Origin of the sequence: Microcoleus sp. K1-B1, from assembly GCF_036704705.1 — a bacterium.
Classification (GTDB): Bacteria; Cyanobacteriota; Cyanobacteriia; order Cyanobacteriales; family Microcoleaceae; genus Microcoleus.
The window spans coordinates 16,788-32,460 of record NZ_JAUBSH010000002.1 but is presented as its reverse complement, the minus strand read 5'-3'; the positions used below and the strand labels follow the sequence as shown (position 1 = coordinate 32,460).

18 protein-coding genes are annotated in these 15,673 nt (G+C 46.3%); 7 read left to right on the top strand and 11 right to left on the bottom strand.

The annotated features are described in order from the left end of the window. Positions 1-29: 29 nt before the first annotated feature. Both upp and QUA83_RS00810 read right to left on the bottom strand, forming a co-directional pair. A complete protein-coding gene (upp, locus tag QUA83_RS00815) occupies positions 30-680 on the bottom strand; it encodes a uracil phosphoribosyltransferase (protein ID WP_333290903.1) in 651 nt (216 codons plus the stop codon). 266 nt (positions 681-946) lie between these two features. Then, on the bottom strand, positions 947-1,159 hold the full coding sequence (locus QUA83_RS00810) for a hypothetical protein (protein WP_333290902.1): 213 nt from the start codon (positions 1,157-1,159) through the stop codon (positions 947-949). A gap of 24 nt (positions 1,160-1,183) precedes the next feature. Here QUA83_RS00810 and crtH point away from each other — a divergent pair, with 24 nt between their 5' ends. Beyond that, positions 1,184-2,728, top strand: coding sequence for a carotenoid isomerase (crtH, locus tag QUA83_RS00805; RefSeq protein WP_333290901.1), 1,545 nt, complete (start codon positions 1,184-1,186; stop codon positions 2,726-2,728). A gap of 295 nt (positions 2,729-3,023) precedes the next feature. On the opposite strand, the gene QUA83_RS00800 is transcribed toward crtH, so the two are convergent. Next, entirely contained in the window at positions 3,024-3,464 is a 441-nt protein-coding gene (locus QUA83_RS00800) for a pentapeptide repeat-containing protein (RefSeq protein ID WP_333290900.1), read from the bottom strand. Positions 3,465-3,993: 529 nt separating this feature from the next. Here QUA83_RS00800 and QUA83_RS00795 point away from each other — a divergent pair. Beyond that, positions 3,994-7,359 carry an EAL domain-containing protein gene (locus QUA83_RS00795; protein WP_333290899.1) on the top strand — a complete coding sequence of 1,122 codons (3,366 nt, stop codon included), beginning with the start codon at positions 3,994-3,996 and terminating at the stop codon, positions 7,357-7,359. Positions 7,360-7,480: 121 nt separating this feature from the next. On the opposite strand, the gene sipA is transcribed toward QUA83_RS00795, so the two are convergent. Next, positions 7,481-7,720 carry a regulatory protein SipA gene (sipA, locus tag QUA83_RS00790; protein ID WP_333239142.1) on the bottom strand — a complete coding sequence of 80 codons (240 nt, stop codon included), beginning with the start codon at positions 7,718-7,720 and terminating at the stop codon, positions 7,481-7,483. Between sipA and QUA83_RS00785 the strand changes: the two genes are divergently transcribed. After that, positions 7,719-7,856 (top strand): hypothetical protein, encoded by a 138-nt coding sequence (locus QUA83_RS00785; protein WP_333290898.1) that lies wholly within the window; start codon positions 7,719-7,721, stop codon positions 7,854-7,856. The genes sipA and QUA83_RS00785 overlap by 2 nt on opposite strands. A gap of 183 nt (positions 7,857-8,039) precedes the next feature. Here the strand turns inward: QUA83_RS00785 and QUA83_RS00780 are convergent, their stop codons facing one another. The 3 genes from QUA83_RS00780 to QUA83_RS00770 all read right to left on the bottom strand — a co-directional run bounded on the left by QUA83_RS00780 (position 8,040) and on the right by QUA83_RS00770 (position 8,789). Further along, complete coding sequence (locus tag QUA83_RS00780; RefSeq protein WP_333290897.1) at positions 8,040-8,246, bottom strand: hypothetical protein; 207 nt, start codon at positions 8,244-8,246, stop codon at positions 8,040-8,042. A gap of 4 nt (positions 8,247-8,250) precedes the next feature. Continuing rightward, entirely contained in the window at positions 8,251-8,481 is a 231-nt protein-coding gene (locus tag QUA83_RS00775; protein WP_333290896.1) for a hypothetical protein, read from the bottom strand. A gap of 104 nt (positions 8,482-8,585) precedes the next feature. Next, positions 8,586-8,789, bottom strand: a complete 204-nt coding sequence (locus QUA83_RS00770; RefSeq protein WP_333290895.1) for a hypothetical protein — start codon at positions 8,787-8,789, stop codon at positions 8,586-8,588. 203 nt (positions 8,790-8,992) lie between these two features. Between QUA83_RS00770 and rbfA the strand changes: the two genes are divergently transcribed. Together rbfA and QUA83_RS00760 are read left to right on the top strand one after the other, a co-directional pair. Next, a complete protein-coding gene (gene rbfA / locus QUA83_RS00765) occupies positions 8,993-9,439 on the top strand; it encodes a 30S ribosome-binding factor RbfA (protein WP_333290894.1) in 447 nt (148 codons plus the stop codon). A gap of 75 nt (positions 9,440-9,514) precedes the next feature. After that, positions 9,515-11,140 (top strand): glycoside hydrolase family 3 N-terminal domain-containing protein, encoded by a 1,626-nt coding sequence (locus tag QUA83_RS00760; protein WP_333290893.1) that lies wholly within the window; start codon positions 9,515-9,517, stop codon positions 11,138-11,140. 56 nt (positions 11,141-11,196) lie between these two features. Here the strand turns inward: QUA83_RS00760 and QUA83_RS00755 are convergent, their stop codons facing one another. Beyond that, positions 11,197-11,358 (bottom strand): hypothetical protein, encoded by a 162-nt coding sequence (locus QUA83_RS00755; protein ID WP_333290892.1) that lies wholly within the window; start codon positions 11,356-11,358, stop codon positions 11,197-11,199. A gap of 147 nt (positions 11,359-11,505) precedes the next feature. On the opposite strand from QUA83_RS00755, the gene QUA83_RS00750 reads away from it, so the two are divergent. Continuing rightward, positions 11,506-11,739, top strand: coding sequence for a DUF4327 family protein (locus QUA83_RS00750; RefSeq protein ID WP_015178688.1), 234 nt, complete (start codon positions 11,506-11,508; stop codon positions 11,737-11,739). 62 nt (positions 11,740-11,801) lie between these two features. On the opposite strand, the gene QUA83_RS00745 is transcribed toward QUA83_RS00750, so the two are convergent. The 3 genes from QUA83_RS00745 to QUA83_RS00735 form a co-directional block, all read right to left on the bottom strand. After that, positions 11,802-12,206 carry a hypothetical protein gene (locus QUA83_RS00745; RefSeq protein WP_333290891.1) on the bottom strand — a complete coding sequence of 135 codons (405 nt, stop codon included), beginning with the start codon at positions 12,204-12,206 and terminating at the stop codon, positions 11,802-11,804. A 361-nt stretch (positions 12,207-12,567) separates the two neighbouring features. Then, on the bottom strand, positions 12,568-13,701 hold the full coding sequence (locus QUA83_RS00740; protein WP_333290890.1) for an ABC transporter ATP-binding protein: 1,134 nt from the start codon (positions 13,699-13,701) through the stop codon (positions 12,568-12,570). 48 nt (positions 13,702-13,749) lie between these two features. Further along, positions 13,750-14,325, bottom strand: a complete 576-nt coding sequence (locus tag QUA83_RS00735) for an HD domain-containing protein (RefSeq protein WP_333290889.1) — start codon at positions 14,323-14,325, stop codon at positions 13,750-13,752. 145 nt (positions 14,326-14,470) lie between these two features. Here QUA83_RS00735 and QUA83_RS00730 point away from each other — a divergent pair, with 145 nt between their 5' ends. Continuing rightward, a complete protein-coding gene (locus tag QUA83_RS00730; RefSeq protein ID WP_333290888.1) occupies positions 14,471-15,094 on the top strand; it encodes a Uma2 family endonuclease in 624 nt (207 codons plus the stop codon). Positions 15,095-15,673: the final 579 nt, after the last annotated feature.

The window sequence follows — 15,673 nt, the reverse complement described above, 5'->3', positions numbered from 1 at the left end:
TAAAATCTAAAATTGACTGATTGACTGGTTCATGTGCCGTAAGTTCGATCGCCCGCATCTCCCAAACCAGGTACAATAAAGCCCTGTTCGTTGACTATTTCGTCGATCGTGGCCGTGTAAATCATCAAACTTGGGTACTCTGCACTCAGCCTCTTCAAAGCCGGAGGAGCAGCCACCACAGAGATAATCCGAATCAAGCTCGGATCAATTCCCCGTGCAGTCAATTCCTGCATAGTCGCTATAATCGTCCCCCCAGTCGCCAGCATCGGCTCGCTAATTATCACCCGCGTTTCTGGGTTAAACTGCGCCGGCAATTTGTTCAAATAACAAGTCGGTTCCAGCGTCTCCTCATTTCTTGCCATGCCGAGGTGGTAAACCGAAGCCAGCGGTACAACCGTCTGAATTCCTTCAAGCAGTGACAAACCCGCCCGCAAAATCGGTACCACAACTAACGGAGCTTCCGGGTTGATAAAAGTCGCCGGACATTCCCCCAAAGGGGTCTGCACCGTTGTTTCCACTGTCGGCAGCCATTCTCGAATTGCCTCGTAAGCCAGCCACCTTCCTAATTCTGTCATTGCAGAACGAAAAAGTACCGAGGGGGTGGCGCCGTCGCGGGCAACAGCGAGCCAGTGCTTAATTAATGGATGTGGAGGAACGTAAACGCGCAGTTGCAGGGACATTAGGAAATTGGGGAGATTGCTAGGTGTGAGGGATTTTATGCCGTGCGATCGATCTTCTTCGTTGGCGTAGCCCCCGTAGGGGCGGGCTTCGGCAACCCGCGATCGATCGCTCTGTGCAACTTATCACATCCTTGAGGGCGCGTACAAGCCAGAGATGGAGTTAGAACCCATTCGCCGATCAACCTCCATCAGCTTATTGAAATATTTTTCCAATAGTATTGACATTAATTAGCAACAAGGCTATATTGATTTTTAGTGTTCTCCTCTCAAAGGATCGACAGACGGGGGCAGTCGGCAATGGTAGACTGTTCCCGCATTTTTTTTTGAAGCTGGGGCATCGGGCATTGGGCATCGGGCATTGGGCATCGGGCATTGGGCATCGGGCATTGCCGAACTTCGGTCTTCTTGACATCCGTTACATCCGCTACATAATCCGTTGCCGAACTTCTTGCTTCTGGAGCGATCGACTGTAAAATCATAGAAATATTAAGATTTTTAACCGAATGTCAGCTCCTACCCAATCCCAGTTATTTTCTTCCAACTCCCGCCCAACAGAGCAAGAGTTTGATGTAATTGTCATCGGTTCCGGCATTGGCGGACTCGTGACAGCCACCCAGCTAGCCGCTAAGAAAGCCAAAGTTTTAGTGCTCGAAAGCTATACAATTCCGGGGGGTAGCGCTGGATATTTCGATCGAGAAGGCTACAGATTCGATGTCGGCGCCTCCATGATTTTTGGTTTCGGACAGCGTGGCACCACCAACCTCCTCACCCGCGCCCTGAAAGCAGTCAACGTCACATTAGAAACCATTCCCGACCCCGTACAGCTTCACTATCACTTACCCAGCGGCTTGGAACTGGAAGTTCCCCAAGCTTATGACAAATACTTGCAAGAATTAACTGACAGGTTCCCTCACGAACGCGAAGGAATCCACAAATTTTACGGCGAATGCTGGAGCGTCTTCAACTGCCTCAACGGCATGGAATTGCTATCTCTAGAAGAACCCGGATATCTCGTTCGAGTCTTTTTTCAGAATCCTTTAGCCTGTTTGGGATTAGTAAAATATCTGCCTCAAAATACTGGCGACATTGCGCGGCGCTACATAAAAGACCCTACTTTGCTGAAATTTATCGACATGGAATGCTACTACTGGTCTGTAGTACCCGCAGACTTGACGCCGATGATTAATGCCGGAATGGTATTTTCCGACAGACATTATGGTGGCATCAATTATCCCAAAGGCGGAGTCGGTCAAATCGCCCAAAAATTAGTAGAAGGATTAGAAAAATGCGGCGGGCAAATTCAATACAAAGCTAAAGCGAAAAAAATTATTACAGAAAACGGCCGCGCTGTCGGAGTCGAGCTAGCAACCGGCGAAGTTTACCGGGCAAAGCGCATAGTGTCTAACGCCACGCGGTGGGATACTTTTGAGAAATTGCTGCCCGCAGAAGAGATGCCAGCTAGCGAGAAGAAATGGCAGCAGCGCTATCAAAAAGCCCCCAGTTTCTTGAGTTTGCATTTGGGAGTTGAAGCAAGCGTAATCCCTGCGGGTAGTGCCTGCCACCACATTTTGTTAGAAGATTGGAACCAAATGGAAGCGCCGGAGGGAACTGTTTTGGTGTCAATTCCGACGGTTCTCGACCCGGATTTAGCTCCCGCAGGATATCACATCGTTCACGCTTTTACTTCGAGTTGGATGGAAGAGTGGGAAGGACTTTCGCAGCAGGAATATGAGGAGAAAAAGGAAGAGGCTGCAGGGAGAATTATTGAAAGATTAGAAAATATTTTTCCCGGTTTAGATGCCGGTTTGGATTATATGGAAGTTGGGACAGCGCGTTCTCACCGCCGCTTTTTGGGGCGCGAAGATGGAACTTACGGGCCAATTCCGCGACAGAAGCTAATGGGTTTGCTGGGAATGCCGTTTAATCGAACTTCTATGCCTGGTTTGTATTGTGTGGGTGACAGTACGTTTCCCGGACAGGGTTTAAATGCGGTGGCGTTTTCTGGGTTTGCTTGCGCGCACCGAATAGCGGTTGATTTGGGTTTTTAGTGGTAATGGTAGGGTGCGTCAATCGATTTTAGATTTTAGATTTTCGATTTTAGATTGACTTGCGCGAGATAAATGCGGGGGGCTTGAGGATTTTCGATTTTCGATTTGGGATTGATTCCACGGATAAATCACGTGGCGGGTACCACCTTTGAAATTCGTGGTCAGATTGTTGGCTTGAAATACGACATAAAATGTGAGGCTCCGGGGCAGTCTACAAAAAGACTAAAAACCCGGTTTCTGGGGAGAAACCGGGTTTTTAACCTCAAAATTGGTGTTTTCCATTCTTTTAACGAGTTTACTGGTCGTAGCTGCCGCCGACGCCAATTTGGGTATTGTAGATTTTCGCATCAGTGATGGTCATATCTTGCATTGATGCACCGGATACGTCAGCGGTGTTGATTATGGCCGCGGTCAGATTTGCCCGATCGAGGTCTGCGTCATTTAAACTGGCATTAGTCAGGAAAACTTTGGTTAAGTTAGCACCCGTCAAGTTAGCACCCGTCAAGTCAGCACCTTCGAGGTTAGCCTGATATAGGTTTGCTCCTCGTAAATTTGCTTCTCTCAAATCAGCACCAATTAAATGAGCTCCCGTTAAATCTGCTCCCGACAAGTCGCACTTAAAACATTGCCCGGTTGACAATAACTGTTCGACGTGAACGGGATTTTCAGCGCGAGCCGGGCCTGCCAACAGTAGGGGAGTAATTAAAAAAGTAGCGGCTAATAGATTGCGTTTCATAATCCCTTTTCCTCACAGACTCTGTATTCAAGTTCTTGTCTTGATATCTACAATCTTACCACGGTTGTTTTCGCAAGTTGCGATCTAATTCACACATTGGCTGTGATATCGATTGCCCTCAACAACGCATACATGGTCTCGACCAGCTTGCAAAACTTTATTTCGCAAAACTTAACACTGCCGAACTTAATACAGTGCCTTTTTGTAGTAACCTTTTCTAGGTTAGCCCAGATAGCCAACAGATGCGTCTTTCTGAAGATGGAGATGATTCGCAATGCTATGGAGGATTTTAACTGCGATCTTATCGCAAAAAGTTTACAAAAAATACCTTGTTTTTAGTAAAAGTGTCACGAGACAGAAAATTTAATTTAAAATAAAGATAAGCTTATAACTTTATAGGTAGAGGAAAAGCAGTCACAGGCCTGATCCCCAGCCCAAGCTCGGCTGCATTTTTAACAATAAATTTTAATTAGGTCTCAGCAGCGCCGTAAAAATCCACCTAGTGCTTGGAAATCAGCACTTTTTTGGAATGTCGCAGAATCCACGCGATCGCAAAACTCAATTAAATATGCTCAAAAACGATTCTTCCAAGTATCTGCCAACCTTAGCTCAAGTAATAGACCGCTACCCCTTGACAGTTGCGCCCGATACCCCACTAGCAGAAGTAATTACCCTGATGGGCCAACGGCGCGAAAGTTGCTCTCTAAACGCAGCCATTCCACCAACCGATATCTATCAGCCACTAACAGAAATCGCAAATCCCCCCACATCAAGTGCATTCAGAGACGCCACAGGTATCTGCGTCTTTGTCGTGGAAAAATCACTCTTAAAATTATCCTCGCACTCTGCTCCACATTCTCAATTGCAAGGAATCTTCACAGAAAGGGATCTTGTCGATTTGATTGCCTCCGGCAAAAACTTAAAAGGTGTCACCATCGCACAAGTGATGAGGCAGCCGACAGCAACTCTGACAAAATCCGATACTCAAGACATTTTCAGCGCCCTAATTCTGCTGGGGCAACGAAGAATTAAGCATCTGCCAATATTGGATAGTGAAGGTCAACTCTTAGGGGTAATTACGCCGGAAAGCATTCGCCAAGCAATGCTCAAACCGGCAAATATCTTAAAAATGCGCCGCGTGAAAGAAGTAATGACCGCACAAGTCATTCAAGCACCTCGCTCAGCCTCAGTTAGGAGTTTAGCCGAGTTGATGGCGCAGCACCGCGTTAGCTGCGTGGTAATTACAGAATCAACAGAATTATCGATGGATTTACCGTTCCCCATTCCAGTAGGTATAGTCACAGAACGGGATATTGTGGAATTTCAAGCTTTAGATATAGATTTGTCGCAAACGATCGCCCAAACTGTGATGAGTACCCCCTTATTTAGCCTCAAGCAAGAAGACTCGCTGTGGGTAGCTCATCAGGAAATGCACCAGCGTTTAGTCCGTAGGTTGGTAGTAACGGGGGAACGCGGAGAACTCCAGGGAATAGTTACTCAAACCAACATACTGCGCGTACTTGACCCGATGGAAATGTCCGGGGCGATAGATGTTCTGCACGATTCAGTGACAGAAAGAACCAGGGAATTGGAAAAAGCGATCGCATCCCTCAGCTTGACTAACGCCAGACTAGAAAGCGAAATTGCTACTCGCGTTAGGGCCGAGGCCAGACTCCACCTTTTAGAATCTGCTGTAGTGAACGCTAACGACGCAATCGTGATTATGGATGCGGGAGACAGCGATATCTCCGACCCCACCATCATCTATGCCAACGAAGCTTTTACCCAAATGACGGGCTACCTACCCGAAGAAATCATCGGACAAACCCCCAGTTGCTTGCGCGGCCCAGAAAGCGACCCCACCCAAGTCGCTAAAATTCGCCGTGCTTTCTCTCGCCGAGAACCCCTACGCCTAGAATTGATTAACTACCGCAAAGACGGTTCAACTTATTGGGTGGAACTCAACAGCGTACCCATTGCCGACACCTCCGGGAACGTTACCCACTGGGTGTCGGTGCAGCGAGATATTACCGATCGCAAGCGCATGGAACAAGCATTTTTTGAAGAAAAAGAACTCGCTCAGGTAACACTACAATCAATCGGCGATGCCGTCATCACTACTGACGCCGACGGCTGCATTTCCACCCTGAATCCAGTTGCCGAAGCACTCACGGGTTGGTCTACCTCGGCAGCTAAAGGTTTGCCCCTCGCCAGCGTGCTGAGAATAGTTGACGAAACTACCAGGCTGCCGATCGAAAATATCGCCGAAATCGCTTTGTCCGAAGGTCGGATTGTTGACCAAGGGCGCAACAATTTGCTGATTGCCCACAACAACACCGAATTTGCGATCGACCACTGCGTCGCCCCCATCCACGCTAGCAGCGGCGAAATTGTCGGCGCCGTCGTTGTGTTCCGAGATGTCACCCAAGTGCGAACTCAAGCGCGGCAACTCACCTGGCAGGCAACTCATGACCCCCTGACGCAATTAGTCAACCGCCGGGAATTTGAGTACCAGCTAGAGCACGCCCTACACGGCGCTCAAGGTTACGGGCAAGAACACGTAATGCTTTACCTAGATCTCGATCGGTTCAAAATAGTTAACGACACCTGCGGTCATGCTGCAGGGGACGAACTGCTGCGCCAAGTCAGCCAGCTATTTAAAAGTCATATCGGCAAAACCGATATTTTGGCACGTCTGGGTGGCGATGAATTTGCCGTACTCCTGTACCACTGTCCCGTCGAACGAGGATTGAATGTTGCTGAAACGCTGCTGCGAAGCATTCAGGCATTCCGCTTTGCGTGGCAGGACAAAACTTTTTCGATCGGCGTCAGTATCGGTTTGGTAGCAATCAATCCCAAAACAGCATCCACATCGGCGATTTTGAGCGCGGCCGATATTGCCTGTTACGCTGCTAAAAATAAAGGCCGCAACCGGGTGCAGGTTTATCAAGCAGGCGATCAAGAATTAATTAAACAGCACGGCGAAACGCAGTGGGTGGTGCAAATTAATCAAGCTTTAGAAGAGAATCGCTTTTGCTTGTACTCTCAGCCTATCGTACCTTTGCTTAACTCTCCAACCACCGGAACCCACTGCGAAATCCTCCTGCGCCTCCAGTTGGAAACTGGTGAGTTGGTGTCGCCGATGGCGTTTATTCCGGCGGCAGAACGCTACAACTTGATGCACGCGATCGACCGTTGGGTAATTCGCACGTTATTTAGCAATTTATCTAAAATTTTCACGGCAAATTTATTAGTCCAAAACCCCGGAGTAGACAGCGATAAAATAGTTACCTTCCCTGCTTGCTCTCTTTTGTCTAATCTGCAATCGTCATTTAGCAAATATCCCAACCTTTATTCAATCAACCTTTCTGGGGACAGCCTCAACGAAGAAAAGTTTATCGAGTTTATTCAGGAACAGTTTTCCATCCATCAAATACCGCCGCAAATAATTTGTTTTGAAATTACCGAAACCGTGGCGATCGGTAATCTCAGCAAGGCTGCCAGCTTAATTTGGCAACTCAAGGAACTAGGCTGCCAGTTTGCCTTGGACGACTTCGGCAGCGGGATGTCTTCCTTTGCTTACCTGAAAAGCTTGCCAGTTGATTATCTCAAAATAGACGGCAATTTTATTAAGCATATTGTTGACAATCCTATTGATGTTGCAATGGTGGAAGCTATTACCAAAATCGCTCACGTTATGGGAATTAAAACTATTGCCGAGTATGTTGAAAATCAAACAATTATGGATAAACTCAATGAACTGGGGGTAGATTACGCTCAAGGTTATCATTTGGGCAAGCCTCAACCTTGTAACTTCACATCTCCGATCTTAGAGGAAGTTTTGGGGGAGTTTCCTGTTAATTCTTTGGCTTTTGAGGCTAAGCTGGCTTGTTAAAGAAGGAATTTCGGCAACGGGCAAGCAATGGGATTTAACGGATTTAAGGGAGGGATGTGGAGGCAAGAATGAAAAGGGAGATGTTAAGTTGTGAGATCAATTCCCCATTCCTCCTTTTCCATTACCCATTACCTTCTACAAGAGTTTCCGCTGCTTCAATGTACTGACTGTCTAACAGAAAAGCACCTTTTTCAAAGCGAATTCCCCAATAATTGCCCGGACGCCGATCGATCACAACGCCTTCAGCGCCGATCGCAATTAAATTCGCAGGCCGCAGCATAGGCATCGGTTCGGCAGTTTTGACGTAAGGCGGCATCGCCACAACTCGGACTTTTTGACCGATTGTAAATTCTTTTTCCATGAGTTTTATTCCTTTTGCCGATCGGCATAATCTAATCGTAACTGGGAGTGCGATCGAGAGCGATGAAATTTCAGACAGTATCTTTCATGCGTTTAGCCAACAAACCATCCTCAAAGCTAAAGGATTCTTCGTCTAAAAAGCTGGAGATTGCCATTTCAATCGCGGCTTCGAGAGAACATTCAAGTTCAGAGGACTTGGACAAGAGGGCAGCTTTTATCTAGTCAGGCAAATAATCGACCAACTGATGAATAGCTTCTGGAGAAAGGTGTTGCGTGGCGATTGTTTGATTCATGATTCTCTGATTTCAAGTTCAGATTCTTTACTTGCCTCGCCCCGGTTTGCAATCGGCAAAACCAAGTGCTTCGCTATCGAGGAAATTAGCAATTGCCATTTCCACAACAATTTCGATCGGATATTCAATTTCCGCAGCATGGGCGATGAGGGCGGCACGAATTCGTTCTGGAAGGTATTGTAGGATGGCTTCGGCATCGGCAGCAGATAGTTGTTCCAGAGTTGTTGATTGCATGAGTCTAGTTTTCCGATGGAATTTGAACGTTGTAGGGCGGCTCAGTTGCTCTCAGAATAATGGCTTCTAGCTCTAATAATAACGCAGGGTTGCTCCACGCCGAGAGCGGGTGAATGGCGATCCGAACATCTTCCCAGTTGTATTTGTCCAGCCATGCCCAGAGAAATGCTTTGTTCCCGCCACTAAATCTACCGCGCCAGCTTTTGGTTTTACCAATGTAAAGCAGGCTATCCACACAAGGAATGTTTTTGTTTGATTGATTGATTGATTGATTAATTAATTAGGGATGAATAATAAAATGGGGAATTATGAAGCATAATCAAGGAAATTACGGCGAACTTATTGATATTTTAGGCTTCCATCCTCGTTATATTCAAGTTCATAATATTTTCCCCCTAACCCTAAGTCATGAATACATCGTTGGTAGTTTTTGGCTCCCATATCGAAAGGGTTAGTTCTGTTCAATCTTGCCCATTCAGCTATCTTTAGCTGGTTAGTTACCCCTGAAGCATCGGCTACGGTTTTGACAATCCAATCAAACATTTTTTTTCCTCTAAGCTGTCTCTCACTCTACCTCTCTATATTAGCTGCTATATATTCACCTATAGGCAATCAAACATTTTTTTTCCTCTAAGCTGTATCTCACCCCTAACTTGGACGATCGCCCGTAATACCCATGACCGATCGCGCTACAATTGTCAATCGGGATGAAAATGGCTGATTAGGAAATTAGAGGAGTAGGTGTTATGGCTACAAGTCGTCGCATTGAGCGTGTAGCTTCAATGGTTAAACGGGAAGTCAGCCTGATGTTGCTGAATGGAATCAAGGACGACCGGGTAGGTGCCGGTATGGTTAGCGTTACCGATGTAATTGTTTCGGGAGACCTTCAGCATACAAAAATTTTTGTCAGCATCTACGGTACTGATGAGGCGAAGGCTGAAACTATGGAAGGTTTGAAATCTGCTACTAGCTACGTCCGCAACCAGTTGGGCCAACGATTGCAACTGCGCCGGACGCCGGAAGTGATTTTTCTGGAAGACCGTTCTTTGGAACGGGGCGATAAAATGTTGATACTGCTGAATCAGCTTTCTGCCGATCGCAAACCGGGTATGTTTGATGACGAAGAATTGGCCGATGGCAATGAAAATGATGATGATGATGATGATGATGATTTAGAAGCAGACGAGGATTAGTGTCTGAAGGTAGTCAACAGCCCAAAGTCAACAGTCAACAGTCAACAGTCAACAGTCAACAATTCCTAATTTCCCATGATTGACAATCTTTCCTTACCAGAACTGGTGGCCCAGATGTTCGTGGTGCGCGCTTCTGGCTGCTTGTTTGACCACCAAATTCGCTATCCCGAATGGGAACCAACTGCCAGCAAACTCCGCTATTATCTGGAAAATTTGGGCGTCGGTGGGGTGATTTTGGTCGGGGGAAGTGCTGCGGAGTTGGCAGTTCGATCGCACCAATTGCAGTCTTGGGCCAAGTTTCCGCTACTGCTGGCGGCTGATATTGAGGAAGGTGTCGGCCAGCGGTTCGCGGGGGCGACTTGGTTCGGGCCGCCGATGGCAATTGCCGAAGTGGCGCGGCAGGATGCAGGTAAAGCCGATCGATATGCTGAACAAATGGGCGCTGTCACTGCGATCGAAGCTAGGGCGATCGGTCTAAATTGGATTCTCGCACCAGTGGTTGATGTTAACAACAATCCCGACAATCCGGTAATTAACGTCCGCGCTTTTGGTGAGACACCGGAAATTGTCGGGAAATTAGCCGCTGCTTTTATTCGCGGCGCAGGTGATCACCCGGTTTTGACTACAGCTAAGCATTTTCCCGGCCACGGAGACACGGCGGTTGATTCTCACTTGGAATTGCCGGTTTTGCCACATTCGCCAGCGAGATTGACTGAGGTTGAGTTGCCTTCGTTTGTTGAGGCTATCGCTGCTGGGGTCGATGCTGTGATGAGTGCTCACTTGCTGATTCCGGCTTGGGATGCGGAGTTTCCTGCTACTCTTTCTCGCAAAATTTTGATCGGGAAGCTGCGAGAAGAGTTGGGATTTGAAGGTTTGATTGTGACGGATGCTTTGGTGATGGGTGCGATCGCCAATAAGTACGGCGCTAATGAAGCTGCTGTTTTGGCTGCTGAGGCTGGTGCTGATGTTTTGCTGATGCCGCTTGACCCGGAAGGGGCGATTCTCGCTGTCTGCGAAGCGGTCACTCAAGGGCGGATTTCGGTATCACAAATTAAGGAATCTGTCAAGCGGATTTGGTCGGCTAAAGCTAAAGTCGGTTTGTTAGTAAAGGAAAAGGAAAAAGCAGTAAATTCAACATTGATCGAGTCGATGATCGATTTAAGTTTGCTGGCAAATCCTGATGCTAGGGCAACTGCTGCCGATATTTTGCGAGATTCTTTGAAATTTGGCGGCAATCTACCTTTGCAGGTTGCAAAACCAGCAGAAAACCAGCTTTTGCGGAATTTGATTGTTGTAGATGATGTTTTGGGGTGTGAGTTTTTGGGCAACCACACTCCGGCGATCGCCCTTCCCGAACAGTTTGGTTACGAATTGCAACTGATTGACGACCGCACAGGGGCGATCGCTGATAATACAGGTGCAGAGCATTTTTCTCCAACACTGCTGCAAATTTTCATTCGCGGCAATTGCTTCCGAGGCAGTGCTGGTTTGACCCAAGCAGCTCAAGATTGGTTTAAGAAATTATTAAAAACGGGAGAACTGCAAGCTGTGTTAATTTACGGCAGTCCCTACGTTTTAGAGCAATTTTTGCCACACTTGCCTCCGAGTCTTCCTTATGTATTTTGTTTTGGGCAGATGCCGGCAGCGCAATCTCTCGTTCTAGAAGTGCTATTCGGCATTGACGGAACTGGTAATGCTTGAGTTGCCCGACTGCTGAATCTTTCCTTTGCTGCTTGCTGGGTGAGGAGTTAAATTCATCAACCCGGTTTCTCGCGACAAATTCTGCCTTTGGTGGCGAAGTATCCAGAAACCGGGAATTGGACGCGGGTTCCTAAGTTCTGAATTGAGCTTTCCAGCAGATCCGCCTGCTTGTGGGGAAAATGTGCTGCTTCTGCACATCCTAAGACAGATCCCATCACTTACTGATAATTCGTATAATTTATTTTTATTTACGACAGTGAATTGTATAGCTGTATACGGACAAAATTTAACTTCCATATTCGTAAGTTTGGACTATATTATTACCAGGGCCATAAAATTTTTTAGTAAAACATTGAGGGCGCATTATGATTCACTCCACTATTCCCCAAATCCAATACTCTTTAGATGTGATCCAAGATGAAGCGCGTCACCTTGTCCACGAGGGCGTGCTGAGCCGCCAACAGCCTATATACACGCTTTGCCAATTCATTCCGCCTCGGGAATGGGCTTGTGTAGAGTGCGAATTAGAAAAATGCGACTTCTTGCTGCGCGATCGAATCGCCGACCTGATCGGTTCTGAACAATGGGACAATGACTAAAGTTTGGTTCTCTTAAATAAGTTGGCAAGTAAACTCCGGCTGTGTTAAAGACTCTTAATTCTTTAATGCTGGGAATTTTCGGCGCGCAAATTTTCCAACTCGGCCCTCAGCGCTGCCATGTGTGCAGTTAATTCTTGAATCTCTAGCTTTACGTTAGGCTGTACAACCGAATCGGGAGGAGCATCAGTCGCTGCATCTGATTGCTTGGGCGAGACAGATTCACTGTCTGCATTCTCCCGATCGCCCGGTTGAGAGAAAATAGTATCTACAAAATTCCGGGCTTCTCGATCAGTCATTTCTCCTTTTTCCAGCAGCTCATCGGCTAGCTGGCCAAAATCTGACTTCAGTTTGTCAAGATTTTCTTCTCGCTTCAGAGGATCTTGCAATGTCTCAATTAAAAAAGAAGTTGCACCTAAAGTTAGGTGAAATCCTGTTTGCAGCATTTGAGGCAGGTTGTCGGGATTCATCTAAAAATGCCGCTAGAACGTTTTTCTGAGTTTTTTGTTCGCTAGTTGCTCCCAAGTCGGGGCGTAAAGCCGCTTCTTAGCGCGAAGATGCTGGCGTTGTGGGTCGCGATCGCCCCGATTCAGGAAATATCAGCTTTTGGGGAGACGTTTTGCCGTTGTGCCAATACTAATCGTATCATTACTTCGTAAATTAATGAATGTCAAGTGTAAACTTTTGTAACTACGAATCGAGACTTTCCCACTGGAAGGTTCAGTCTATTTTAGATTTGAGATTTTAGATTTTAGATTGAACAGGACTTAGGCACTGCGACTAAAAAAACCCGGTGGCTGATTACCCGTGCGTAAATCCTGTTCAAGCCCGTTAAGGATACAGCGCCTCACCAGTGGAGGGGTCAAATATAAATAGTCGATCGAAGTCAAGCTGTACCTTCAGCCGATCGCCCGATCGCAAGCGAACACTCGCAGGTATTTGTAACTGTACAGTAGTTTCAGCACTCAACAACGGCAAACTCGCCCGAATTAAAGTTTCTCGCCCCAGAGGTTCCACTACTTTTACCTCTACATCGAGAGGAACTTTTTCTAAAGCCCAAACATCGGTTTTCAAATCATCATCTTCTACTGTTTGTGGCGTAAAGATTTCTATATTTTCTGGACGGATGCCCAAATCAAATCCTTGTCCCTCTCTCGCCTGCAATTTTTTCTGAATTGAGGGCGGACAGGCTAAAACTTGCTCTCCTACTTGAAAGGATTCGTTAGTATATATTACAGGCAAAATGTTCATGGCTGGATTGCCTAAAAATGTGGCAACCATGCGGTTAGCTGGTTTGGCGTAAATGCTTTGCGGGTCTCCAATTTGTTGAATTTTACCCCCATTTAAGACTACAATCTTATCAGCTAAAGTCATCGCTTCCACTTGGTCGTGGGTGACGTAAATTGTGGTAATTCCCAGCCGTTGATGCAGTTGTTTGAGTTCTGCTCTAGTGTCGTCTCGCAGTTGAGCATCGAGGTTAGAAAGCGGTTCATCTAAAAGAAATACTTTCGGTTCGCGGGCGATCGCCCTTCCGAGTGCTACCCGCTGCTGCTGTCCGCCGGATAGCTGTTTGGGCTTACGCTTGAGGAGATGGTCGATCGAGAGCGATCGGGCGACTGTTTCGACTCGTTCTTGAATTTTAGTCGGGTCAACATTCCGCATCCGCAATCCAAACGCCAGATTTTCTGCGACAGTCATGTGCGGATAAAGCGCGTAATTTTGAAATACCATTGCTACATCCCGCTGTCTAGCAGGAATGTTGTTAACTAAATTATCTCCGATGTAAAGATTGCCGGAAGTTGCGGTTTCTAAACCTGCAATTGTCCGCATAATTGTCGATTTACCGCAGCCGGATGGCCCGACTAATACCCAAAATTCCCCGTCCGGGATTTTGAAGCTGATGTTTTCGATCGCGGTGACGTTTTGGTAGCGTCGGGTAATATTTTCTAAGCGAACATTTGCCATTGGTTATTTGTTAGTAGTTATTGGTTGTTAGTTATTTGTTAGTGATTTTTACCTTTTGTCTTCGGAAAGTTTGTTTAATTCTAAAACTGTGCGGTTTAATTCTTCGACTATAGGCGTTAACTCAGCTTGGCGGAATGCTTCTACTAAAGAACGATAATACCAGAGAGAACCCTCTTTGCCACCTTTGAAGCGTTCCCAAACAACGTCACCCAATTGACGGGAATCTTTCAGGATCGATCGAACATTATAAAGTTTATCAGCAGCCGAGACTAATCTGACCGAGCCCGAAGCTGTAGAAATGCGATCGATATAAGCTTGTTTTCGCTGTCGCCAAGGGGGTTTCGGCGTCTCGTCACTGTCTGTACAGCCGTCTACAATCGCTGTGACAGTATCCCCAAAACGGCGGCGGATGGCTTCGCGGGTGGTGGCGCCGCCTTGATCTTCGATCGCATCGTGAAGCAAAGCTGCGATCGCCTCATCTTCATTTGCCCCATATTCTAAAGCTATACTAGCAGTGCCCAACAAATGGGCAATGTAGGGAACGCCGGAACCTTTGCGAACTTGGGTAGCGTGCAATTCGGCTGCATAGGTGAGGGCTTCAGAAAAACGGTTTGAGAGAATCATGAAAGTCACCTTTCTGAATTGCTATGATATATAAATTGTCGGGCTAAGTTGAAAAGACAAAATCTACCAAGTTCAATAAGATCATAAAGATGCGATCGAGAGCGATCGCTTGTACAATTATAATCATTAAAGAGAGGTTGCTAGCATGACATCTACTATAATTATATCCAAAAATTCCGACCAAAACTCAGAGCCACAATTACATCCAAAATTAGAAAATACACCCGAAATTCACCCAGAATCTCAGCCAGAAAAAGTCATATCTCTCGAAGAGTTTTTAGTCAAGCCTCTTGATAGAATGGAATGGGTTGACGGCAACTTAGTGGAGAAAACAGGAATGACATTCAAGCACAGTCTAGCTCAATCTAAATTAGCCCGTTACTGGGGCAATTACAAAGACTCCAGCGGACAGGGAGGAGAAGTTCTTACCGAAATACTTTGCCGCACTAACAAACAGGGTCGCCGTCCCGATGTTGCTTACATTACTCCAGAACTGCTGCCAGAATCAGGCAATTTTACAGCTTTTTCCCAAAGTTTTCCTTTGATAGCGGAAGTTGCTTCCCCGGAAGATAGCGGCGAAGAGTTATTTGCCAAAGCTCAAGAATATTTGGAATCGGGATGTTTAGAAGTTTGGTTGCTGTTTCCTGAAGTGAGATTAATATTTGTGAATGCAGGGCAACGCTGGCTGTTGTTTAATGCCGATGAAGTTGTTAACACTCAAAGGGTACTTACAGGTTTTAGCGTAGCTGTGAGTGAATTGTTGGCTTGAGGAATGTGTCCAACTAATTTATTGAAATTATAAAAATAGCCTTTAAAATATTGGCAGTCAAGGTGATTAACTTTAGGTCAAGACGGGATTGATGACTATGTGAAAGCGAAAAAACCTAGTTTAATAACGCTCTCTAGGTAACTTTGAATTCTTGATAAATTCGCTCGCGCTACCACTCTAACGTTCCGCTTTTTCAAATCAACTCAAAGGCGTTTTTCTGGATTTTAAAGAGGGTGCAACTCAGCTTCATCATAATGGACGGGTACTCAATTTTTCTTAGTCTGTTACACGTTGGATTTTGCAGACTTATGGCGTTTACTCAGGAACCAAAGCAGCGCGCTATCACTCTTTTGTCACTCTAGGAAGACTATAATCAAGGAAAATCGCTGAAACCTAGTCCCTGATTATGATAGCGCCGAGGGAGCCATTCCTGTAATTGAAGATGATCCTGATTTCCACTTTTCCTCCGCCTAGACAGATAAAAGAGCGATAGTTTTAATTATCGAGCTGCGTAAAATATTTCAATCTCAACTATCAACTAAAACAGGGCGGTGGCTAACAACAGCCACCGCCCTCAAG

Bases quoted from the DNA above. Each gene is read 5' to 3' on its own strand.
- upp (WP_333290903.1), bottom strand. From the start codon at position 680: ATGTCCCTGCAACTGCGCGTTTACGTTCCTCCACATCCATTAATTAAG.
- QUA83_RS00810 (WP_333290902.1), bottom strand. From the start codon at position 1,159: ATGATTTTACAGTCGATCGCTCCAGAAGCAAGAAGTTCGGCAACGGAT.
- crtH (WP_333290901.1), top strand. From the start codon at position 1,184: ATGTCAGCTCCTACCCAATCCCAGTTATTTTCTTCCAACTCCCGCCCA.
- QUA83_RS00800 (WP_333290900.1), bottom strand. From the start codon at position 3,464: ATGAAACGCAATCTATTAGCCGCTACTTTTTTAATTACTCCCCTACTG.
- QUA83_RS00795 (WP_333290899.1), top strand. From the start codon at position 3,994: ATGTCGCAGAATCCACGCGATCGCAAAACTCAATTAAATATGCTCAAA.
- QUA83_RS00785 (WP_333290898.1), top strand. From the start codon at position 7,719: ATGAGTTTTATTCCTTTTGCCGATCGGCATAATCTAATCGTAACTGGG.
- sipA (WP_333239142.1), bottom strand. From the start codon at position 7,720: ATGGAAAAAGAATTTACAATCGGTCAAAAAGTCCGAGTTGTGGCGATG.
- QUA83_RS00780 (WP_333290897.1), bottom strand. From the start codon at position 8,246: ATGCAATCAACAACTCTGGAACAACTATCTGCTGCCGATGCCGAAGCC.
- QUA83_RS00770 (WP_333290895.1), bottom strand. From the start codon at position 8,789: ATGTTTGATTGGATTGTCAAAACCGTAGCCGATGCTTCAGGGGTAACT.
- rbfA (WP_333290894.1), top strand. From the start codon at position 8,993: ATGGCTACAAGTCGTCGCATTGAGCGTGTAGCTTCAATGGTTAAACGG.
- QUA83_RS00760 (WP_333290893.1), top strand. From the start codon at position 9,515: ATGATTGACAATCTTTCCTTACCAGAACTGGTGGCCCAGATGTTCGTG.
- QUA83_RS00750 (WP_015178688.1), top strand. From the start codon at position 11,506: ATGATTCACTCCACTATTCCCCAAATCCAATACTCTTTAGATGTGATC.
- QUA83_RS00745 (WP_333290891.1), bottom strand. From the start codon at position 12,206: ATGAATCCCGACAACCTGCCTCAAATGCTGCAAACAGGATTTCACCTA.
- QUA83_RS00740 (WP_333290890.1), bottom strand. From the start codon at position 13,701: ATGGCAAATGTTCGCTTAGAAAATATTACCCGACGCTACCAAAACGTC.
- QUA83_RS00735 (WP_333290889.1), bottom strand. From the start codon at position 14,325: ATGATTCTCTCAAACCGTTTTTCTGAAGCCCTCACCTATGCAGCCGAA.
- QUA83_RS00730 (WP_333290888.1), top strand. From the start codon at position 14,471: ATGACATCTACTATAATTATATCCAAAAATTCCGACCAAAACTCAGAG.